This window comes from Rhodococcus sp. GXMU-t2271, from assembly GCF_041414735.1.
Taxonomy (GTDB): Bacteria; Actinomycetota; Actinomycetes; order Mycobacteriales; family Mycobacteriaceae; genus Rhodococcus; species Rhodococcus indonesiensis.
This window is the reverse complement of sequence record NZ_JAUIZP010000031.1, coordinates 48,721-67,838: the sequence shown is the minus strand read 5'-3', so window position 1 is coordinate 67,838 and position 19,118 is coordinate 48,721. Positions and strand designations below refer to the sequence as shown.

At 68.7% G+C, this 19,118-nt stretch carries 18 protein-coding genes; 8 read left to right on the top strand and 10 right to left on the bottom strand.

The window, feature by feature from the left end; translation table 11 throughout:
• Positions 1-106: 106 nt before the first annotated feature.
• On the top strand, positions 107-1,441 hold the full coding sequence (locus QYS60_RS12945; RefSeq protein ID WP_371383367.1) for an MFS transporter: 1,335 nt from the start codon (positions 107-109) through the stop codon (positions 1,439-1,441).
• On the opposite strand, the gene QYS60_RS12940 is transcribed toward QYS60_RS12945, so the two are convergent.
• The gene (locus QYS60_RS12940) at positions 1,426-2,247 is read right to left on the bottom strand and encodes an acyl-CoA thioesterase (RefSeq protein ID WP_371383366.1); all 822 of its coding nucleotides are present in this window, start codon (positions 2,245-2,247) and stop codon (positions 1,426-1,428) included. The two genes, QYS60_RS12945 and QYS60_RS12940, sit on opposite strands and share 16 nt — an antisense overlap.
• Before the next feature lie 95 nt (positions 2,248-2,342).
• On the opposite strand from QYS60_RS12940, the gene QYS60_RS12935 reads away from it, so the two are divergent.
• Entirely contained in the window at positions 2,343-2,927 is a 585-nt protein-coding gene (locus tag QYS60_RS12935) for a TetR/AcrR family transcriptional regulator (RefSeq protein ID WP_371383365.1), read from the top strand.
• A 741-nt stretch (positions 2,928-3,668) separates the two neighbouring features.
• Here QYS60_RS12935 and QYS60_RS12930 read toward each other — a convergent pair.
• The 3 genes from QYS60_RS12930 to QYS60_RS12920 form a co-directional block, all read right to left on the bottom strand.
• Positions 3,669-5,114, bottom strand: coding sequence for an NAD-dependent succinate-semialdehyde dehydrogenase (locus tag QYS60_RS12930; RefSeq protein ID WP_371383364.1), 1,446 nt, complete (start codon positions 5,112-5,114; stop codon positions 3,669-3,671).
• A gap of 131 nt (positions 5,115-5,245) precedes the next feature.
• Positions 5,246-6,115: an alpha/beta fold hydrolase gene (locus tag QYS60_RS12925; protein WP_371383363.1), complete on the bottom strand. Its 870-nt coding sequence runs from the start codon at positions 6,113-6,115 to the stop codon at positions 5,246-5,248.
• A 34-nt stretch (positions 6,116-6,149) separates the two neighbouring features.
• On the bottom strand, positions 6,150-6,557 hold the full coding sequence (locus QYS60_RS12920; protein ID WP_371383362.1) for a hypothetical protein: 408 nt from the start codon (positions 6,555-6,557) through the stop codon (positions 6,150-6,152).
• 218 nt (positions 6,558-6,775) lie between these two features.
• On the opposite strand from QYS60_RS12920, the gene QYS60_RS12915 reads away from it, so the two are divergent.
• The gene (locus QYS60_RS12915; RefSeq protein ID WP_371383361.1) at positions 6,776-7,744 is read left to right on the top strand and encodes a LysR family transcriptional regulator; all 969 of its coding nucleotides are present in this window, start codon (positions 6,776-6,778) and stop codon (positions 7,742-7,744) included.
• 307 nt (positions 7,745-8,051) lie between these two features.
• On the opposite strand, the gene QYS60_RS12910 is transcribed toward QYS60_RS12915, so the two are convergent.
• Genes QYS60_RS12910 through QYS60_RS12900 form a run of 3 tightly spaced genes read right to left on the bottom strand, consistent with a single transcriptional unit; the run spans position 8,052 to position 10,556 of the window.
• Positions 8,052-8,969 carry an SGNH/GDSL hydrolase family protein gene (locus QYS60_RS12910; RefSeq protein WP_371383360.1) on the bottom strand — a complete coding sequence of 306 codons (918 nt, stop codon included), beginning with the start codon at positions 8,967-8,969 and terminating at the stop codon, positions 8,052-8,054.
• A gap of 22 nt (positions 8,970-8,991) precedes the next feature.
• Positions 8,992-9,831, bottom strand: coding sequence for an alpha/beta fold hydrolase (locus QYS60_RS12905; RefSeq protein ID WP_371383359.1), 840 nt, complete (start codon positions 9,829-9,831; stop codon positions 8,992-8,994).
• Between the two features lie 23 nt (positions 9,832-9,854).
• Positions 9,855-10,556 carry a TetR family transcriptional regulator gene (locus QYS60_RS12900; protein WP_003936839.1) on the bottom strand — a complete coding sequence of 234 codons (702 nt, stop codon included), beginning with the start codon at positions 10,554-10,556 and terminating at the stop codon, positions 9,855-9,857.
• 95 nt (positions 10,557-10,651) lie between these two features.
• Here QYS60_RS12900 and QYS60_RS12895 point away from each other — a divergent pair, with 95 nt between their 5' ends.
• From QYS60_RS12895 to QYS60_RS12885, 3 genes are read left to right on the top strand one after another with little or no spacing between them, the layout of a single operon-like run.
• Positions 10,652-11,764 (top strand): ferredoxin reductase, encoded by a 1,113-nt coding sequence (locus QYS60_RS12895; protein WP_371383358.1) that lies wholly within the window; start codon positions 10,652-10,654, stop codon positions 11,762-11,764.
• A gap of 26 nt (positions 11,765-11,790) precedes the next feature.
• Positions 11,791-12,984, top strand: coding sequence for a fatty acid desaturase (locus QYS60_RS12890; RefSeq protein ID WP_371383357.1), 1,194 nt, complete (start codon positions 11,791-11,793; stop codon positions 12,982-12,984).
• A 13-nt stretch (positions 12,985-12,997) separates the two neighbouring features.
• Positions 12,998-13,234: a hypothetical protein gene (locus QYS60_RS12885; RefSeq protein ID WP_371383356.1), complete on the top strand. Its 237-nt coding sequence runs from the start codon at positions 12,998-13,000 to the stop codon at positions 13,232-13,234.
• 90 nt (positions 13,235-13,324) lie between these two features.
• On the opposite strand, the gene gdhA is transcribed toward QYS60_RS12885, so the two are convergent.
• Positions 13,325-14,668 carry an NADP-specific glutamate dehydrogenase gene (gene gdhA / locus QYS60_RS12880; RefSeq protein WP_003936843.1) on the bottom strand — a complete coding sequence of 448 codons (1,344 nt, stop codon included), beginning with the start codon at positions 14,666-14,668 and terminating at the stop codon, positions 13,325-13,327.
• 138 nt (positions 14,669-14,806) lie between these two features.
• Positions 14,807-15,490, bottom strand: coding sequence for a GntR family transcriptional regulator (locus QYS60_RS12875; RefSeq protein ID WP_371383355.1), 684 nt, complete (start codon positions 15,488-15,490; stop codon positions 14,807-14,809).
• A gap of 153 nt (positions 15,491-15,643) precedes the next feature.
• Between QYS60_RS12875 and QYS60_RS12870 the strand changes: the two genes are divergently transcribed.
• Both QYS60_RS12870 and QYS60_RS12865 read left to right on the top strand, forming a co-directional pair.
• Entirely contained in the window at positions 15,644-17,302 is a 1,659-nt protein-coding gene (locus tag QYS60_RS12870; protein ID WP_054373834.1) for an L-lactate permease, read from the top strand.
• Entirely contained in the window at positions 17,299-18,690 is a 1,392-nt protein-coding gene (locus tag QYS60_RS12865) for an FAD-binding oxidoreductase (RefSeq protein WP_371383354.1), read from the top strand. Before QYS60_RS12870 ends, QYS60_RS12865 begins: the two co-directional genes overlap by 4 nt.
• 32 nt (positions 18,691-18,722) lie before the next feature.
• On the opposite strand, the gene QYS60_RS12860 is transcribed toward QYS60_RS12865, so the two are convergent.
• On the bottom strand, positions 18,723-18,977 hold the full coding sequence (locus tag QYS60_RS12860) for a hypothetical protein (RefSeq protein ID WP_003936847.1): 255 nt from the start codon (positions 18,975-18,977) through the stop codon (positions 18,723-18,725).
• Positions 18,978-19,118: the final 141 nt, after the last annotated feature.

The following is a 19,118-nucleotide window of genomic DNA, read 5'->3' as shown; positions in this document are numbered from 1 at the left end:
CCCCCGGCCCCCCGCCCCGCCCGGCCCGGCCCCCCCCCCCCCGACTGCGGAGCACGCGGATCGTCAGACGCCGGTTCTCGGCGCGGCGATCTCCTAGGCTGCGGGCATGAGCGCGCACACGGACGCCGTCGCCGGGATCGGGGAGGCCACCTCGCGGCGCCAGGTCTTCGCCTGGGGCATGTGGGACTTCGGGTCGTCGGCCTACCACGCGGTGGTGCTGACCTTCGTCTTCTCCGTGTATCTCACCGATGCCGTGGGCGACGACCTGCCGGGGTCGATGTCGGCGAGCACGTGGCTGGGGTGGGCGCTGGGCATCTCGGGGTTCTTCATCGCGATCACCGCCCCCGTCTCGGGCCAGCGCTACGACGCGAGCGGCCGACGCAAGCGGTCCCTCGCGGTGCTGTCCTACACCGGCGTCGCACTGATGGCGGCAATGGTGTTCGTGCGTGACGACCACCGCTACCTGTGGCTCGGCCTCGTGCTGCTGGGGGTGTCGTCCGTCGTCGTCGAACTCGCGCAGGTGCCCTACAACGCCATGCTCCGTCAGGTCTCCACCGACGAGAACATGGGCCGGGTCTCCGGTCTGGGCTGGGCCATGGGCTACGTCGGCGGACTGCTGCTGTTGCTGCTCGGGTACTTCGGTTTCATCGCCGGCGACGGCGACACCCGCGGCTTCCTCGGGGTGAGCACCGAAGCCGGTCTCAACATCCGCCTGGTGGTGCTGGCCGCGGCGGTGTGGTTCGCGATCTTCGCCGTCCCGGTGCTGCTCGCGGTGCCCGAGGTTCGGCCCACCGGCGTCGATCCCGGCGCGGAACGGGCCGGGATCGTGCAGTCCTACCGGGTGCTGCTGCGCGACCTGCGCGAGCTGTGGGCGATGGACCGGCGCACCGTCGGCTACCTCGGCGCATCGGCACTGTTCCGCGACGGATTGGCAGGGGTGTTCACGTTCGGCGCGGTGCTCGCGGTGAACGTGTACGACATCGACGCCGCCGACGTGCTGCTGTTCGGTGTGGCGGCGAACGTGGTGTCGGCGCTCGGCGCCCTCGCGGCGGGTCGCTTCGACGACCGGGTCGGACCCAAGGCGGTGATCGTCACCTCGCTCGCCGCGATGATGGCCGTCGGCATCGTGCTGCTCGTGGTGTCGGGGCCGATGATGTTCTGGATCTTCGGTCTGCTGCTGTGCCTGTTCGTCGGACCCGCCCAGTCGTCGGCCCGCACCTTCCTCGCGCGCATCACCCCCGCCGGGCGGGAAGGCCAGATGTTCGGGCTCTACGCGACGACGGGCCGCGCCGTCTCGTTCCTGGCCCCGACCCTGTTCGCTCTCTTCGCCTGGACGTTCGGGGCGGACCGGGCCGGCATCGGCGGTCTGCTCGTCGTGCTCGGTGCCGGGCTGGTGGCGCTGCTCGCGGTGCGGGCCCCGGAGAGTCAGTCCTTGAAGTAGACGAGCTGGTGGCTCGTGGCGAGCAGCGTGCCGTCGCGGCCCCACAGCTGGGCGGCCTGGTCGAAGTAGCCCTGCGAGAAGCGGTGGGTGCGCGCGGTGCCCAGGACGAAGTCGTCGCCCTGGGTGTCGAGTTGCGCGGCGTCGGCGTGGAAGTACACCGTCAGAGACACGGTCCCGGCCGGCATGTACCGGCCGCGCCGCAGGAACACCCTCGGGTAGAAGACGTCGCTCAGCGCCGTCAGGGCCGGGAAGTCGAGCGGGCGGGCCGGAGTGTCGCGCACCCACAGCGTGGTGGTGGAGTCGGGGTGCTCGCCGGCGTCCTGCTCGGGCACCGCGCCCTCGACGAACCGCATCTCGTAGTTGCGGGCCCAGGCGATGAACTCCGGAAGGGTCTGCGCCGGAACCGTCTCCGCCGACGGCACCTCCGGAACGTCGAGCTCGGTATCCGACCAGGTGTCGCGGCGGGTGCCGAACACGGCGGTGGCGGTGGTGGCGACCACGCCGTCCTGGGTCAGCTCGAGCTGCCAGTGCTGATTGGTGCGGTTGGTGCGGACCGCTCGCACGGTGATGTCGAAGTCGCCGTCGGCGACCGGTCCGGCGTAGTTGACGGTCAGGGAGATCGGGTCACCGAGCCGGTCCGGGTGCTGTTGAACGGCCCGCAGCAGGGCGGCAGCGGTGACGCCACCGAACGGACCGACCATGTTCGTGTAGTCGGGGGTGGTCCGACCCCGCGTGCGGCCGTCCTCCGCGGGCCGGAGGGTCACGGCGGCGTCGAAGGGGTGGGGCGGGGCGGCGATCTCGGTCACGACGACTCCTCGGGAAGAACGGGTCCGTTCCGGCGCGAACCGGATCTAAGTATGACAACATACATAGAAACCGGCAGCAAGAGCGGAGCAGGAACATGGCCAGGCGTAGCGACCCGACCAGCGGTCCCCGTGCCGCGATGATCCGCAGCGCGATCCGGCTCATCCGGGAGCGGGGCGTCGCCGCGACCTCGTTCGCCGACGTGCTCGCCCACAGCGGCGCGCCGCGCGGGTCGGTCTACCACCATTTCCCCGGCGGAAAAGCGCAGCTCGTCGAGGAGGCCACGCGCAGCGCCGCCGAGCACCTGGGCGACGGGATGACCCGGGTGCTGGAAGCCTCGGACACCCCCGACGCGCTGCAGGCGCTCGCCGACCTGTGGCGCCGCGGGCTCGAGGACGGCGACTACGCGGTGGGCTGCCCGATCGTCGCGGCGGCCCTGGGCACCGAGCGCGGCGCCCGCGACGTCGCCGGCGAGGCGTTCGGGACCTGGTCCGACCTGCTCGGCGACGCCCTCGTCGCGGACGGGGTCGGTCCGGAACGCGCACGGTGGCTGGCGGTGCTCGTCGTCGGCGCCCTCGAGGGCGCGTTGGTGCTCGCCCAGGCGCAACGCAGCTCGGCGCCGCTCGACGCGGTGGTCGACGAGCTCTCGGACCTGTGCCGGTCGGCGATCGGCCAGGCTTAGAGCATGTCTCATTTGGTGCGTTTCTCGAGGCAGGTCAACGCGGCGGCGAGTTGCAGAATCCGGCGAAGTGCACTCCGTGCCGTTCGTAGCGGATGGTCAGTCGGCGGTAGCCGGTCAGCCAGGGGTACCGAGGAGGTAGTGCCGCACGAGCGAGTGCGGTAACCACCTCTCTGGTGAAGGACCCAACGGCTCGGCGGGTCCTTCACCAGACGCCCCGGCGCACAAGGGGACAGCAATCGAGCTGAATGTCACCGCATACGAGTGCCGGCACATACCACCCGAACCAGCGGCCTTACAGATGACTCACGATGCACAAAGGTCAGTGCCGCGGCGAGCGCTATTCGAGGACAGTGACATTCGCTGGGTTGGGTGCCACCGAAGGATGGCGGCTGCGGTTCGGTGCCCGCGGCCGACACACACCGCTGTTCGCGAATATCACGGGCGGACAACTCGTCGAGGTCGATATCGAGCACCGGCGCGCGCAGGCCCCGCACCACGGAGTATCTGCTGCGCACCCTTGGCCGATGGGTGCGCGGGCGCGATCACGTCGAGTTGCCAGCGATCTCAGCGTGCAGGGTGACGCACAGGGCGTGAACCACGTCGATACAGGGTGGGCCGTAGACCGAACGCAACGACGTCCTCATTTACGGGCACAACGCTTTCGGTGTCGTCATCAGGTTCGTCTGAGTGATGAGTCCTGGCACGGGCCGGCAACGCTTCCGGACCATTCTGTGGCTCTGATCAATGTGCAATGTACTTCGTGGCGAGGTACTCGTCGATTCCTTCGACGGATCCTTCGCGGCCGAAGCCGGATTCCTTCACCCCTCCGAAGGGTGCGGCCGCATCGGCGATGATGCCTCGGTTGATCCCGACCATGCCGGTCTCGAGTGCGTCGGCGACTCGGGAGGCACGGTCGAGACTCCGGGTGTAGAAGTACGCAGCGAGCCCGTATTCGGTGTTGTTTGCCGTCGCGATCGCTTCGTCCTCCGTGTCGAAGGTGGTGATCGCGGCAACCGGGCCGAAAATCTCCTCCCGCAGCAGACGTGCATCGAGACTCACGTCGTCGAGAACTGTCGGGGCGTAGAACGTTCCCGGGCCGTCGGGACGGACACCGCCGGTGCGGACGCGTGCACCCTTCGCGACGGCGTCTTCGACCAGAGCATCGACGGTGGCGCACTGTTTCGCGGTGATCAGCGGTCCGATGTCGGTTCCCGCTTCGAGACCGTGTCCCGTGCGCAATGCACCGATGCGTGCCGTGAACTTCTCGCTGAACTCTTCTGCGACGCTACGTGCGACGTGGAATCGGTTGGCTGCTGTGCATGCTTGGCCGCCGTTGCGGAATTTTGCTGCCATCGCGCCGTCGACCGCTGCATCGACATCGGCGTCGTCGAACACGAGGAAGGGGGCATTGCCTCCGAGTTCCATCGACGTTCGCAGGAGTCGGTCCGCTGATCGGCGAACCAGCAGCTTGCCGACGCCGGTGGATCCGGTGAACGTGATCTTGCGCAGTTCAGCGCTGTCGATCAGTGGTGCGGTCAGTGCTGCGGCATCGGAGGTGGGCAGAATCGACAGCACACCATCGGGCAGACCCGCATCTGCGAAAATTTGGCCGACCAGCAGCATCGTCAGGGGCGTTTCGGCCGCTGGTTTGACGATGATCGGACAGCCGGCAGCCAGTGCTGGACCGATCTTGCGCGTGGCCATGGCCAGCGGAAAGTTCCAGGGGGTGATGGCCAGTACCGGTCCAACCGGTTCTCTGGTGACGACAATGGTGCCGGTTCCCGACGGGGACGGGGAGATTCGCCCGCTGATACGGGTTGCTTCCTCGGAAAACCAGTGCAGGAATGACGCGCCGTATTCGACCTCCGCATACGCTTCGTGGAGCGGTTTACCCATCTCGAGAGTGATGGTGCGCGCGAAGTCGTCTGCCCGCCGGCGGATGAGTTCGAATGCGGTGCGCAAGATTTCGCCGCGTCGACGCGATGGGGTCCGCGCCCAGTCCCCTTGCGCGGTGGTGGCGCGTTCGAGAGCGCGGAGTCCGTCTTCGGGCGCGGCGTCGGCGACGTGCGCAATCGCGGCACCGGTGGCGGGATCCTCCACGGAGAAGGTGATACCGGTAGACGAATCGACGAGCTTTCCACCGATCCAGAGTTGGGTCGGGACGCCCGCGGGGAGAGTGTGGGTCATGGCTCCTGCCGAGTTTGTGGAGGCTGAACGCCGCGCCGAGTAGTCGGCACGAAAGGGGCGCCGAGGCCGATTCCGTCGCCCGGGGTGTGGCCCCCATTGTTCAGCGACCACACCCGAGCGAGCGGCGGATTCTAGCTGGTGGCGACAGCCTTGCCGGCCTTGTCCTGGAGGACTTCGAGAGCCCGGATGAGGTATCCGCGGAAGACAGCGTGGTTCTCGCTCATCGGGAAGTGGCCGATCTCCTTCATCTCGATGAACTCGGCGTTCGGGATCTGCGCCGCGGTGCGTGCACTGTCCTCGGGGGTGGTGAGGTAGTCGTAGTCACCGGTCAGCATCACGACCGGGCACCGGTCCCCGTCGATGTCTGCGAGCTTTCCGCGCAGGTCGTGATCGACCGAGTAGAAGTGCAGGTCACCGCGGAAGGACTCGGAGCCCTGGCTGTAGTAGAACCAGGTCTTCCAGCGGTCGGCCTCCGGCGACTGCGGGGCCATGAGGTCCCACACGCCGCTGGCGCAGACCTGTGCCGCGTTGGCGTGAGGGTGCTGCCACCAGTCGAGGTAGAAGCCGGGCGAGTAGTCGGCACCCTCGACGGGAATGACGCCGGCGAAGCGGTCGGGGTGACGAAGCGCAAGTTGCAGTGCGATGTTCCCACCGAACGATGAGCCCATGAAGATGGGGTTCTCGAGTTCGAGCGCGTCGCACAGCGCCACGATGAAGTGGGCGTAGTGGTCCGCGGAGAGCTTGTACTCCTCGGTCCACCATTCGGTGTTCTCCGGCGGATCCGACTTGCCGTGCCGCGGCAGGTCGTAGGCGATGACACGGTAGTTCTCGGTGATCTCCTCGTCTTCGAGGAGACCGCGCCACTGGTGGTTGTGGCAGCCGGCGGTGTGCTGGCACACGAGGGGTTGCCCGGTGCCGTTCTCGAGGTAGAAGACCTTGTACAGCAGTCCGTCGACATCCACGTCGACGTAGTGGCCGGTGACCGGGGAGATCTTGCTCATGAGTGTTCCTTACGGCTCGAAGGGGGTGGGAAAATCAGACCGGGACGCCGACGGCGCGCAGAAGCTCGATCTGGCGGGTGATACACCGCAGGTTCTGCATCAGCACCAGAATGTCGCCTTCGAGCTTCATGTCTCGCTGGAAGCTCGCAGCCCAGATGCCGTGGTACATCGGGGCGGGAACCGGGACGCCGAAGTTGCGCCAGGTGTCCGCGCTGGCACGCAGCGCGAACTGGTACGGCACATCCAACGGACCGGGGTCGATCGCGATGTCCACCACGTTGCCGCGGCTCATCTGGATGACGAACGTGTGGTCGGTCATGTCGAGCAGGTACGAGCAGGTGAAGTACTTGCCGTGCGCCTGGATCTCGGGGTCGGTGTTGTTCGCCTGGGTGAACGAGGCAGTCCAGGCGGCCGTGTCGAGGGCACGCGTAGTGACGGTCATATGGGGTTCCTTCGATGAGGGAGACAGCGAGGCCGAGTGCGAGCACTCGCTCCGGTGGGCCGAGCCGAATCCGAGGAAGTGCTGCACTCCCGGATGCCGCGTCGGCCATGACAGCCATCACACCCCGTAGCTGTCGGGTGCGTCCAATACCTATCCAGCCCGGATCGATAGGCAACGACTACTGGTCTCCTCCGGTGGCGTTGTCTAACCTCGGTAACATGTACCCCCAGCTCGACCTGCGACTTCTGTCCTATTTCGTGGCAGTTGCCGAAGAGCTGCACTTCGGGCGCGCAGCCGCTCGCCTGCACATCGCTCAACCCTCACTGAGCGTGCAGATCCGCAAGCTCGAGCAGAACCTCGGCGCAGTGCTACTACTGCGCAGCAGCAGACACGTCGAACTGACCCCCGCCGGCCAGATCCTGCTCGACGAAAGCCGCCGGCTACTGGCGAACGCCGAACGAGCAATCAACCTCACCCGCGAGGCCGCCCACGGTATCGGTACCCGCAAATTGGTCATCGGCTTCCAAGGCAACGCAGCTGCCGAGCTCACACCCCACATCCTCAGCACGTTCCAGTCGCTGTATCCGGACATGCAGGTCCAGATGCACTCGCACGATTTCTCCGACCCATATGTCGGGTTGGCCGACGGATCCTCCGATGTAGCCTTCGTCCGGCCCCCGCTGCTGATGCAGGACTGGCTGGGCATGGAAACCCTGTTCGTCGAACCCCGTGTGATGGTCGTGTCAGCCAATCACCCGCTCGCCCAGTTGCCCGAGGTAAGCGTCCAACAGGTCACCAACGAGTTCTTCGTCGCACGCAAAGCACCCGAGAACTGGCGTAACTACTGGCTGGCCACAGAATCACGACAAGGCGAACCCGTCCGGGTCGGCGCAGACGTGGCCACCGTCGACGAATGTTTCGAAGCGATCCTCGCCGAGCGCGGCGTTGCATTCTCGCAAGCATCGACGCAACGCTTCTACAGCAGACCGAGCCTGGCCTTCGTGCCGGTGACCGACATTCCGCCCACAGCGCTGTCCATCGCCTGGCGGACGGACGTCGCGTCGAAGGCCGTACGAGACTTCATCGACACAGCACGTGCTGTGGCCTCACTCCACACCGTGCCCGGAGCGTGGTCCACCCGGCCTCACAACTCGATCACCGATGTCGCTCATCGCACGACAGGCTGACTTTCGCCTGACCCGTCGAGTCAGCGTTCCGCTCACGATGGTGCCTTCTCACCGAACTCACTGCTCGGCATGCGTGACCTGACCACCGCTATCTCCACCGGTCCGCGTCTTCGATGCTCCCGCCGCCGGATTCGCCGAGTGCAACTACCCCGCCTCGCTCGTCTCCTCCATGCGTTGCCGCTGCCGGACCCCGTACGCAGCCTCTCTGACGGCGGCGTCGTCCTCGAGACCCGACCCAAGGGTCACAGTTTCACGCAGGACGACAACAGATCTCAATATGGGATCGTTTCCACGGGAGGAAATCCAATTAGTCCGCGATCGTGACCAGCACCTGCTCGGCGGCGTTGCGATGGCCGTCCGCGTTGGGGTGCAGCGGGGCCGCCGGCTGGGACGGGAACAGGCCCTCGGTCCAGCGTTGCGCTGCCGGCTGGCACGCATCGTGCCCCACCGTGGACTCGCGCAGGTCGACGTAGTCGACACCCGCCGCGTCGGCCTGCTGCTGCATCACGGCATTGAGCCGGTCGATCTTCGCCTGCAGGTACGTCGCGTCGTCCGGCAGGATCGGCTGGTCGGGATAGCAGCCGCCGTCCCGGATCCCGGTCGGGTACCCGACCAGCAGGATGCGCGCCCGTGGGGCACGGTCGTGGATCTCGCGCACGATCGCGCCGTAGGCCGGGGCGAAGTCGTCGATCGCGCGATCCACGAGATCGACGCCGCCGCGGACGTTCGCGGTCGCGCACAGGGGCCCGGCCGGTGCCGCGGCCCTCCCGGACGAGCGGTCGAGCGCGAGACACGACCCGGCCAGGGCGACCAGACCGATGTCGTTGCCACCGATCCCGACGGTGACCAGCTCGGTGTCCGGGGTGAGCGCCTCGTACTGCGCGGCGACGGTGGCGCCCGACGAAACGACCTGGGGTCCGGCCAGATTCGCTGTCGTCGCCGAACTGCACGACACGTCGCGGAAGTCGTCGACGCCGAGCGTCTCGGCCACGGCGTGGGGATAATTGCTGCCCGAGCGCGCGCACGCGGGGTCCACCTGGGGCGGAATCATCGGGCCTGCGGTGAACGAATCCCCCAGGGCCACATAGGAACTGTAGGCGGGGGCGGGATCGGACTCGGCCCCGGACCCGGCCGACGGCCCGGGGCCGGTACAGGCCGTTGCGGCCAGCACGGAGAGGGCGGCGGCCGCGACTACGCCGATCCGGCGGTGCGCTGTCGCGGTCACGGCCACTCCTGCCGACATCCGCTCACGGCCGGTCGTCGATCCGGGCGAGGATCGTCTTCGCCAGCGCGTCCGGTGCCTCCTCCGGAATCCAGTGGCTGACGTCGTCGAGGACGACGAATTCGTACGGCGCGTCGACGAACTCGCCGCAGCGCTCGGCGCCCGCCCGGCCGAGTGCCGAATCGGCTGTGCTCCACACGTAGGTGGTGGGTACTCGCACCGGCGCGAGTTCGGAGAATTCGCGGGTCATTGCGCGGTACCAGTTGAGCGCGGCGGTCAGGGCGCCGGGCTCGGACAGCACGCGCACGTACTCGTCGATCGACTCGCGGCTGACCCGGTCGCCGTACATCGCGCGCAGCCGACGAGCATCGTCCTCGAGCAGGACGTGCTCGGCCTTTCCCTCCTGCCGGAGCAGCTTGATGTAGGCGGCGCGGGCCTGCTGATCGGCATCCTCGCGCAGCGCCCAGCCGTAGGCCGCGAGGTGCGGCACCGACACCGCGGTCAGGGTGCTGATGCGGTCGGGGTGGCGCGCCGCGACCTGCCAGGCCACGGCCGCCCCCCAGTCGTGCCCCACCAGGTGCACCCGGTCGAGCCCGGTCGCGTCGAGCAGTCCGATGACGTCGCCGACCAGCAGGTCGATGGTGTAGGCGGCCACGCCGTCCGGGCGGGCGCCGGGGGAGTATCCCCGCTGGTCGGGCACGAGTACCCGCAGACCCGCCTCCGCGAGCCGTGGGGTGACGGACTCCCAGCTGCGGGCGGTCTCCGGGAAGCCGTGCAGCAGCACGACCGGCGTGCCGTCGACGGGCCCGGCGGTGTGGACGTCGAAGGTGAGGTCTCCGAGGGTGACGCGAGTGGTCTCGAACATGGCGCCCACCGTACGGCCTGCCGTCAGCGGTGGGTAGGTTTCCAGGCTCCCATGCCGAGGACGATGAGCCGCATCTGCTTCTCCGCGCGCGCCAGGACCTCGGCTTCCGCCGGTCCGCCGGGCCGGTCCACGTCGAGCAGTTCGAGCACCACCTCGAGCATGGCGGTGACCAGGAGGTCGGCCGCCATCTCGAGGTCGTCGACATCCCACTCCGCCATGCCGGGCATGCGGGAGAGATCGACGGACAGTTCGCTGGTGATCAGCCGCAATTCGACGGTGACGGTGCGCGCGACGGCCGGCTGGCCGCCGTGGCGTTCGCGGGCGAGGAAACGAAACGCCTGTTCGTGGGCGCGGACCTGCCGCACCAGGGTCTCGAGCGATGTCCGCGCCGAGGACGGGCTGCGCGTGCGCCGGGCCTCGCGCAGCAGCCGGCGGAGCATGCGCATGGTGTCGGCGGCGAGCGCGACGCCGAGTTCTTCCATCGAGTCGAAGTGACGGTAGAACGCCGTCGGCACGATTCCGGCCCGCCGGGCCACCTCGCGCAGGCTCACCGTGGCGAAGCTGCGATCGGCCGAGAGTTCGAGCGCCGCGTCGAGCAGGGCCTGGCGGGTGCGCTCCTTGCGCGCAGCCCGCGTCGCGGGTTCGGGAACGGGGGCTGCGGACACGGATCCGAGTCTAGGCAGTGCGGTGAACCGGCGGCCCAGGACGGGGGTGACGGCGGCCACATCGACGTTGACAGCGGACCGGGCCGCCCTGGCACACTGAGTTCAGTGCACGTTTGTACACTGAAATTGGATTCTCGCTCGAGAGGGGCGACGCCATGACACTGCTTCACCGCGCCCGACGCGCCGCGGGGCCGGACATCGGCCGAAAAGTCCTGCTCGAGGCGCTGCGCGTGCTCTCTGCGCCGCATCACCCGGACCGGTACCTCGAACTGGCCGATCCTCTCCTGGCTGTGCAGCGCACCCGGGCCCGGATCACGCACGTTGACCGAACCGTCCCCGGGTCGGTGACGCTCGAGTTGCGTCCGGCCCGGCCCCTCGAATTCCGGGCCGGCCAGCACCTGCAACTCGGTGTGGTGGTGGACGGCGTGCGGCACAGCCGCACCTTTTCGCCGGTGAGTTCCCAGCATCGCGCCGACGGGCACATCCAACTCACCGTCGGAGTGCGGCCGGACGGTGTCGTCTCACGGCACCTGCACGAGCACGCCGCCGCGGGCGACGTCGTCGATCTCGCGGCCGCCGCGGGCGAATTCTGCCTGCCGGTGCAGCGACCGGAACGGCTCGTGCTCGTCAGCGGCGGCAGTGGCATCACTCCGGTGCTGTCGATGCTGCGCACCCTCGCCGACGAGGGTTACTCCGGGACCGTCGCCTTCCTGCACTACGCGCCCACTGCCGCGCACGTGCCGCACCGCGAGTCCATCGAATCCCTGGCCGGCACCCACCCCGGCATCGACGTGACCTTCGCCTACACCCGGGCGGCGGACGGTGCCGTGCGGGGTCACTTCGAGCGGGGCCATCTCGAGCGGGTCGCACCCTGGTTCGCCGGCGCGCCCGCCTACGTCTGTGGCCCAGTCGGCCTCGTCGACGGCGTGCGGGCCGTCTACGGCGACGCCGACGCCGCGCATCTGCTGCACACCGAGCAGTTCACCCCGCCCGTCGTGGTCCGCGACGACGACGCGACCGGCACCGTGACCTTCGCCGCCTCCGGGATCCACGCCGATAACAGCGGCGTCACCGCGCTCGAACAGGCCGAGGCGGCCGGACTTACCCCCGAGCACGGCTGCCGCATGGGAATCTGCCACTCCTGCACGGTGACCCGGTTGTCCGGCTGCACCCGCGACGTGCGCACCGGCGAGACCGACGACGAGCCCGGCGCCGAGGTGCAGATCTGCGTCAACGTCCCTCTCGGCGACGCGGCCTTCGACCTCTGACCCAATCGAAACACTTGGAGGACAGCATGTTCGGTTTGTCCCTTCCCCTTCCCGCCTTCCTGGCCGGCCGTCGCGAACCCGACCCGTCACCGGTCGTGCTGCGCCGCGAGCAGGTCGAGGAGATCGGCCGTGAACTCGACGCGCTGCGCGAACGCACCGTCGCCTCGCTCGGCGCGGCCGACCGTGAGTACATCTACCGCATCGTCGGGACGCAGCGCCGCTTCGAGATCGCCGGTCGCGCACTGCTGTTCGTGGGATTCCTGCCGCCGGCCTGGGTGGCGGGGGTGGCCGCCCTGAGCGTGTCGAAGATCCTCGACAACATGGAGATCGGCCACAATGTGATGCACGGCCAGTACGACTGGATGCGGGAACCGGAACTGAACTCCCGCAACTTCGAGTGGGACACCGTATGTCCCGCCGACCAGTGGCGGCACTCGCACAACTTCCTGCACCACACCTACACCAACATCCTCGGCATGGACCGCGACGTCGGCTACGGCATCCTGCGGATGGACCCGGCGCAGCGCTGGCACCCGTACTACCTCGGCAATCCCGTCTACGCGACGGCGCTGATGCTGTTGTTCGAGTGGGGCGTGATGCTGCACGACGCCGAGGTCGAGAACGTGGTCGCCGGTAAACGCAGCTGGCGCGACGTGATCCCGCTCGCCCGGGGCTGGTGGCGCAAGGCGCGGGGCCAGGTGATCAAGGACTACGTCGCCTTCCCGCTGCTGTCCGGGCCGATGTTCGTGCCGACGCTGCTCGGCAACGCTGCCGCCAACCTCGTCCGCAACGTATGGGCCTTCTCCATCATCTTCTGCGGGCACTTCCCGTCGGGGGTGCAGTCCTTCACCGAGGAGGAGACCGCGCACGAGACCCGCGGCGAGTGGTATGTGCGCCAGTTGCTCGGCAGCGCGAACATCACCGGCACCCCGCTGTTCCACATCATGTCCGGCAACCTCTCGCACCAGATCGAGCACCACCTTTTCCCGGACTTGCCGGCGCACCGTTACCCGGAGCTGGCACCCCAGGTGCGGGAGCTGTGCGAGCGGCACGGCCTGCCCTACAACACCGGCGGTCTGCTCGCCCAGGTCGGCTCGGTGTGGTGCAAGATCGTGAAGCTGGCCCTGCCGCCGAGCTGGGTCACGGAGGAACCCACGACGTCGGTGCTCATCGAGCGCAGCGTTCCGGTCGCGGGTACCCTCGCCCACGACAGCGCCTGAAGGGGGTACCGCCATGGTGGGTAGGTTCGAACGCAACAAGGACACGCTTCAGGAACTGACCGAGTCCGCGGCGACGCACGTCGGCAACATCGCGGGCATCATCACCGGTGCGGTCCGCGAGGTCACCCGGGAGATCGGGGACTGGATCAGCGACGGCATCGAGATGCGCGAAGCCGCCCGCAAGGCCGGAGCCGACGACGAGCGCAGCGCGGGTCCGTCGTCGTCCGAGCCGTCCGGCGGGCAGATGTAAGTATCTCGGGCCGATCCGAGAACGCAGACACGGCGAGGGGCGGGCACCGGAATCCGGGTGCCTGCCCCTCGCCGTCGGCGTGGGTTCGGATCAGATGACGCCGAGCGCGAACATCGCGTCGGCCACCTTCACGAAGCCGGCGATGTTGGCGCCGTGGACGTAGTCGCCGGGCTTGCCGTACTCGGCGGCGGTGTCCACGCAGTTCTGGTGGATGTCGCGCATGATGCCGGCGAGGCGCTCGTCGGTGTAGTCGAAGTGCCACGAGTCGCGGGAGGCGTTCTGCTGCATCTCGAGGGCGGAGGTCGCCACGCCACCGGCGTTGGCGGCCTTGCCCGGAGCGAAGGCGACGCCAGCCTCGCGGAACACCGCGATGCCACCGGGGGTGGTGGGCATGTTCGCGCCCTCGGCGACGACGCGCACGCCGTTGTTCACCAGGGTCTTCGCGGCGGTCTCGTCCAGCTCGTTCTGGGTGGCGCAGGGGATCGCGACGTCGCACGGCACGTCCCAGATCGAACCACCGGGGAAGTACTGCGCGTCGGGACGCTCGTCGACGTACTCGCTGATGCGAGCGCGACGGACTTCCTTGATGTCCTTGAGCAGCTCGAGGTCGATGCCGTTCTGGTCGACGATGTAGCCGGAGGAGTCGGAGCAGGCGATGGCGATGCCGCCGAGCTGGTGCACCTTCTGGATCGCGTAGATCGCCACGTTGCCCGACCCGGACACGACGACCTTGCGGCCCTCGAGCGAGGAGTTGACGGACTTGGCCATTTCCGCCACGAAGTAGGCGACGCCGTAGCCGGTCGCCTCCTTGCGCACCTGCGAACCGCCCCAGGTCAGGCCCTTGCCGGTGAGCACGCCCGACTCGTAGGAGTTGGTCAGGCGCTTGTACTGGCCGAACAGGTAGCCGATCTCGCGTCCACCGACACCGATGTCGCCGGCCGGGACGTCGGTGTACTCGCCGACGTGACGGTGCAGCTCGGTCATGAAGGACTGGCAGAAGCGCATGATCTCCTGCTCCGACCGTCCCTTGGGGTCGAAGTCCGAGCCGCCCTTGCCGCCGCCGATGGGCAGGCCGGTGAGGGCGTTCTTGAAGATCTGCTCGAACCCGAGGAACTTCACGATGCCGAGGTTGACGCTCGGGTGGAAGCGCAGGCCGCCCTTGTACGGGCCGAGCACGCTGTTGTACTGCACCCGGAAGCCGCGGTTGACGTGCACGTTGCCCTGGTCGTCGGTCCACGGCACCCGGAAGATGATCTGCCGCTCGGGTTCGGTGAGTCGCTCGATGAGTCCGGACTCGAAGTACCGGGGGTGGCGCTCGAGAACGACGTGCAGGGACTCGAACACCTCGGCGGCTGCCTGATGGAACTCGGGTTCACCGGCGTTACGCGCCTTCACCTGTTCGTAGATCTCTGCAATGCGGTCCGCGGTCGACACGCTCACCTACCTGACTGTGAGGAGACTGTTACATGGCGTTAACACGTTGATTCTAGGCGCAGGCACGAGACGTCCCGTCGAGGGGTGGCGACCACCCCTCACGCACGCGGCGTCTGCCCGGTGCGGCGGGGGAGGCGGCTACGCCGGTTCCGGGAGGGTGGCTTCCGGACCCGGGCTGCCGCCGAGCGCGGCGACGAGGCGTTCCCGGGCGCGCCCGAGGTGGCGGGTGATCGCCTCGACGGCCGCCTCGCCGTCGCCGGCCAGGACGGCGTCGAGGATCTGCTGGTGTTCGGCGGCGATGCTCGCGGTGGTGAGCAGCTGCTTGCCCTGGACCTGCACCATGCACAGCCGGACCTCGGACACGAGCGAGCTGAACATGCGGCTGGTGCGCGGGCTGCCCAGCGCGTCCACCAGGGCGGTGTGGAAGCGCATGTCGGGTTCGACGACGGTGAGGGGGTCCGCCTCGGTCATGGCGGCGATCTCGGCATTGGCAGCCGCGGCCGCCGCCGGCGCCGTGCGGGTCTCGGCCAGCGCCCGCAGCACCACGGATTCCAGGTGGGCGCGGGTGCGATAGATGTCGCGTACGTCCTCGGGACCCAGGTGGGGCACGCGGGCGGTCTTGTGGGCACTGCGCTGCAGCAGGCCCTCGCCCACGAGCTTCTCGATGGCCGCCTTGGCGGTCGGCCTGGCGACTTCGTAGGCGCGGGACACCTCGGCCTCGGTGAGCGCATCCTCGTGTGTCAGCTCACCGGCGAAGACCCGCCGGCGGAGCTCGAGGGCGAGGGCGTCGACGATCGACAGGGCTTCGACGCGTCCGGCCAACGCTCCGCTCCTTCCGGCTCTCCGCGCACCCGCACGGACCTGCACGAACACCTGCATTCTCGCACGACGCCGCACATGCACCCTTGACAGGTATGTGTACTTGTCTGACAATTTCTCCCGATCGGTGACAGGCATCACAACGAGAGGGCGTCCATGTACCAACAGACACTCGACCCGATCGGCGGTTCCCTCGCCTGGTCGGCCGTGGTCGCGGCGATTCCGCTGGCCGCGATGTTCGTCATGCTCGGCGTCTTCCGGTGGAAAGCGCATCGTGCGGCTCTCGTCGGCCTGGCGCTCGCCGTGCTCGTGGCCGTCGCCGGGTGGGGGATGCCGCTCGGCCAGGCGGCTGCCGCCACCGCCGAGGGTGCCTTCTACGGCCTGTTCCCGATCCTGTGGATCCTGATCAACGCCCTCTTCGTCTACCGGCTCACGGTGGTCACCGGCTGGTTCGAGGAGCTCGGCCGGGTCGTCCGGTCCGTCTCCGACGACCAGCGCATCCTGGCCATCCTCATCGCCTTCTGCTTCGGCGCGCTGCTCGAGTCGCTCGCCGGATTCGGCGCACCCGTCGCGATCTCCGCGGCGATGCTCCTGGCTGCGGGCATGGCACCGCTGAAGGCCGCGTGCACGTCCCTGCTGGCGAACACTGCTCCGGTGGCCTTCGGCGCGATGGGCGCCCCCATCCTCGCGCTCGCCGGGGTCACCGGCCTGCCGCTCGACGACCTGTCCGCGATGGCCGGCCGGCAGACACCCTTCGTCGCGGCCGTCGTGCCGATGGTGATGGTGTTCCTCGTCGACGGACGCCGCGGAGTTCGGCAGACCTGGCCCGTGGCCGTCGTCGCGGGACTGACCTTCGGCCTCGCCCAGTTCGTCACCGCCAACTACCTCACCGTCGAACTCACCGACGTCGTCGCCGCGATCGTCACGGTCGGCGCGGTACTGGGCATGCTGAAGGTATGGCAGCCGGGCGAGCGCCTGGTCGCCACGCCCGACTCCGCCCTCGCCGCACCGGTCGGCGCCGGAACGGGTGTCGGCATCGCCGCCCCGCCGTCGCGTTTCGACGGATACAGCCGGACCCGGCGCACCCTGCTGGCCCTCGCCCCGTACCTGACGATCATCGCGATCTTCACCGCGGCTCAGATCCCGGTCGTCAAGGCGTGGCTCGGCGAGATCGGCACCGTGTCGTTCCGCTGGCCCGGCCTCGACATCGTCGATGTCGACGGCACACCGCTGGCCGCGCAGACGTTCAAGCTCGACCACCTGAAGGCCACCGGCACCCTGCTGTTGCTCGCCGGAGCCCTCACGGCCGCGATGTACGGGATCGGGGTGCGCCGCGCCGTCCGTGCCTACGTCGACACCCTCGTGCAGCTGCGCTGGACCGTCGTCACCGTCACCTCGGTGCTCGCGCTGGCCTTCGTGATGAACCTGTCCGGTCAGACCGCCGGCCTCGGCATGGCACTCGCGTCCGCAGGCGGTGTGTTCGCCCTGGTCTCGCCGTTGATCGGCTGGATCGGCGTGGCCGTCACCGGCTCCGACACGTCGTCGAACTCGCTGTTCGGTGTCATGCAGGCGACCGCGGCGCAGCAGGCCGGTCTCGACCCCGTGCTCATGGCGTCGGCCAACTCGTCCGCGGGGGTGCTCGGCAAGATGCTCTCGCCGCAGAACCTCTCGGTCGCGGTCGCCGCAGTCGGCCTGGCCGGGGCGGAGGGCGTCGTCCTGCGCCGCCTGATCGGCTGGAGCCTCGGGTTGCTCGTGTTCCTCACCGTCGTCATCTATCTGCAGTCCACCCCCGTTCTCGATTGGATGGTTCCGTGAACCCCGGCGCCGTAACTTCTGTCCCCGACACCGAGCCGGCCGTTGCCGCACTCGTCGACATTCTCGGCGACGCCGTCGTCACCGACCCGGACCGGATGCTCGCCTACCGGCGCGACCAGTCGCTGCTCACGCCCGCCGGAATGCCGCTCGCCCTGGTGCGGGCGCGGGACACCGACGACGTCGTCGCCACCCTGACCGTCGCGCACCGGCACGGCATTCCCGTCGTCACCCGCGGTGCGGGCACCGGTCTCGCGGGCGCGGCCAACGCCCTCGACGGCGGCATCGTGCTCAGCGTCGAGAAGATGAACGCCATCCTCGAGATCGACCCTGAATCACGCACGGCCACAGTGCAACCCGGGGTAATCAACGGTGATCTCGCCGCGGCGGCGGCGCAGCAGGGACTGTGGTATGTGCCGGACCCCGGCAGCCGCGCCGTCTCCACCATCGGCGGCAACCTCGCCACCAACGCGGGCGGCACCTGCTGCGCGAAGTACGGCGTCACGGCCGACCATGTCGCCCGCATCAAGGCGGTGCTCGCCGACGGGCAGATCATCCACACCGGTGCCACCACCCGGAAGAACGTGGCGGGACTGAACCTCACGCAACTGCTCGTCGGCTCCGAGGGCACCCTCGCCGTCATCGTCGAGGCCACGGTGCGGCTGCGCGCCGCCGCAACCGCGGCGGCCACGGTGGTCGCGAGCTTCCCGGACACCGCGCAGGCCGTCGCCGCGGTCCTGGCGATCCGCGAGCAGGCCGAACCGTGCCTCGTCGAGCTGATGGACCGGACCACCATCGCCGCCGTCGAGGACATGACGCACATGGGGCTCGACCAGACGGCCGGCGCGCTGTTGCTCGTCCAGTGCGACGGGCGCGACGCTGCCGCCGAAGCCGAGGTGTGCGCATTGGCCTGCACCGCGGCGGGCGCGACGGAGGTGTACGACACCGCCGACCCGGTCGAGGGGGAGGAGTTCATGGCTGCGCGGCGGGTGGCGCTCACCGCGCTCGAGCGGTGCGGCAGCACCCTCCTCGACGACCTGGCCGTCCCCGTGCCCCGGCTGCCCGAGATGCTCGCGGCCGTCGAGACGATCGCCGCGCGGCACGACCTGCTCATCGGCACGTTCGGGCACGCGGCGGACGGGAACCTGCACCCCACCATCGTGTTCGACGCCGCCGACGAGTCAGTCGCGCGACGCGCCCGGCAGGCGTTCGACGAGATGGTCGCCGAATGCCTGGCGCTCGGCGGGTCGATCAGCGGAGAGCACGGCATCGGGGTGCTCAAGCAGCCGTACCTGGAAACGCAGGTCGGCACCGTCGAACGTGCCCTCATGCACCGCATCAAGGCGGCGTTCGATCCGACCGGGATTCTCAACCCGGGACGCGGGATCTGACGACCCCGTTTCCTGCCGGCGAAGCCTGGGGGTCAGATACCGACGAAGTTCATCACTCGGGACACGGTCGTCGCGGTACCGGTCAGAGCGACCGCAGTCACCATCACCGCAGCGGCACCCGTCGAGACCGCGGCGCCGAGCGCGCCCCCCAGATTCGAGCGCCATCGGGACGTCGCGAGGGCGGCCTCCGCGGACGATATTCCCAGTGGGGCAGCGTCGGGGCCGACGGTGGGCAATCGGAGCGAATCGGAGGTGGCCGGCTCGCGAATCGAATCGTCGGTGTCCACTATGTAACCTTTCGGTACTTCGGTGATTTCACCTCACGCCTCGAGGTATGAATCCGTTGTAGTCGAACAGGTTTCCGTGTGCCACCAGGACGAGTGTCCAATGCCCGACCGCCTCGGCTGGACCGTGCCGGTAACGTCGAT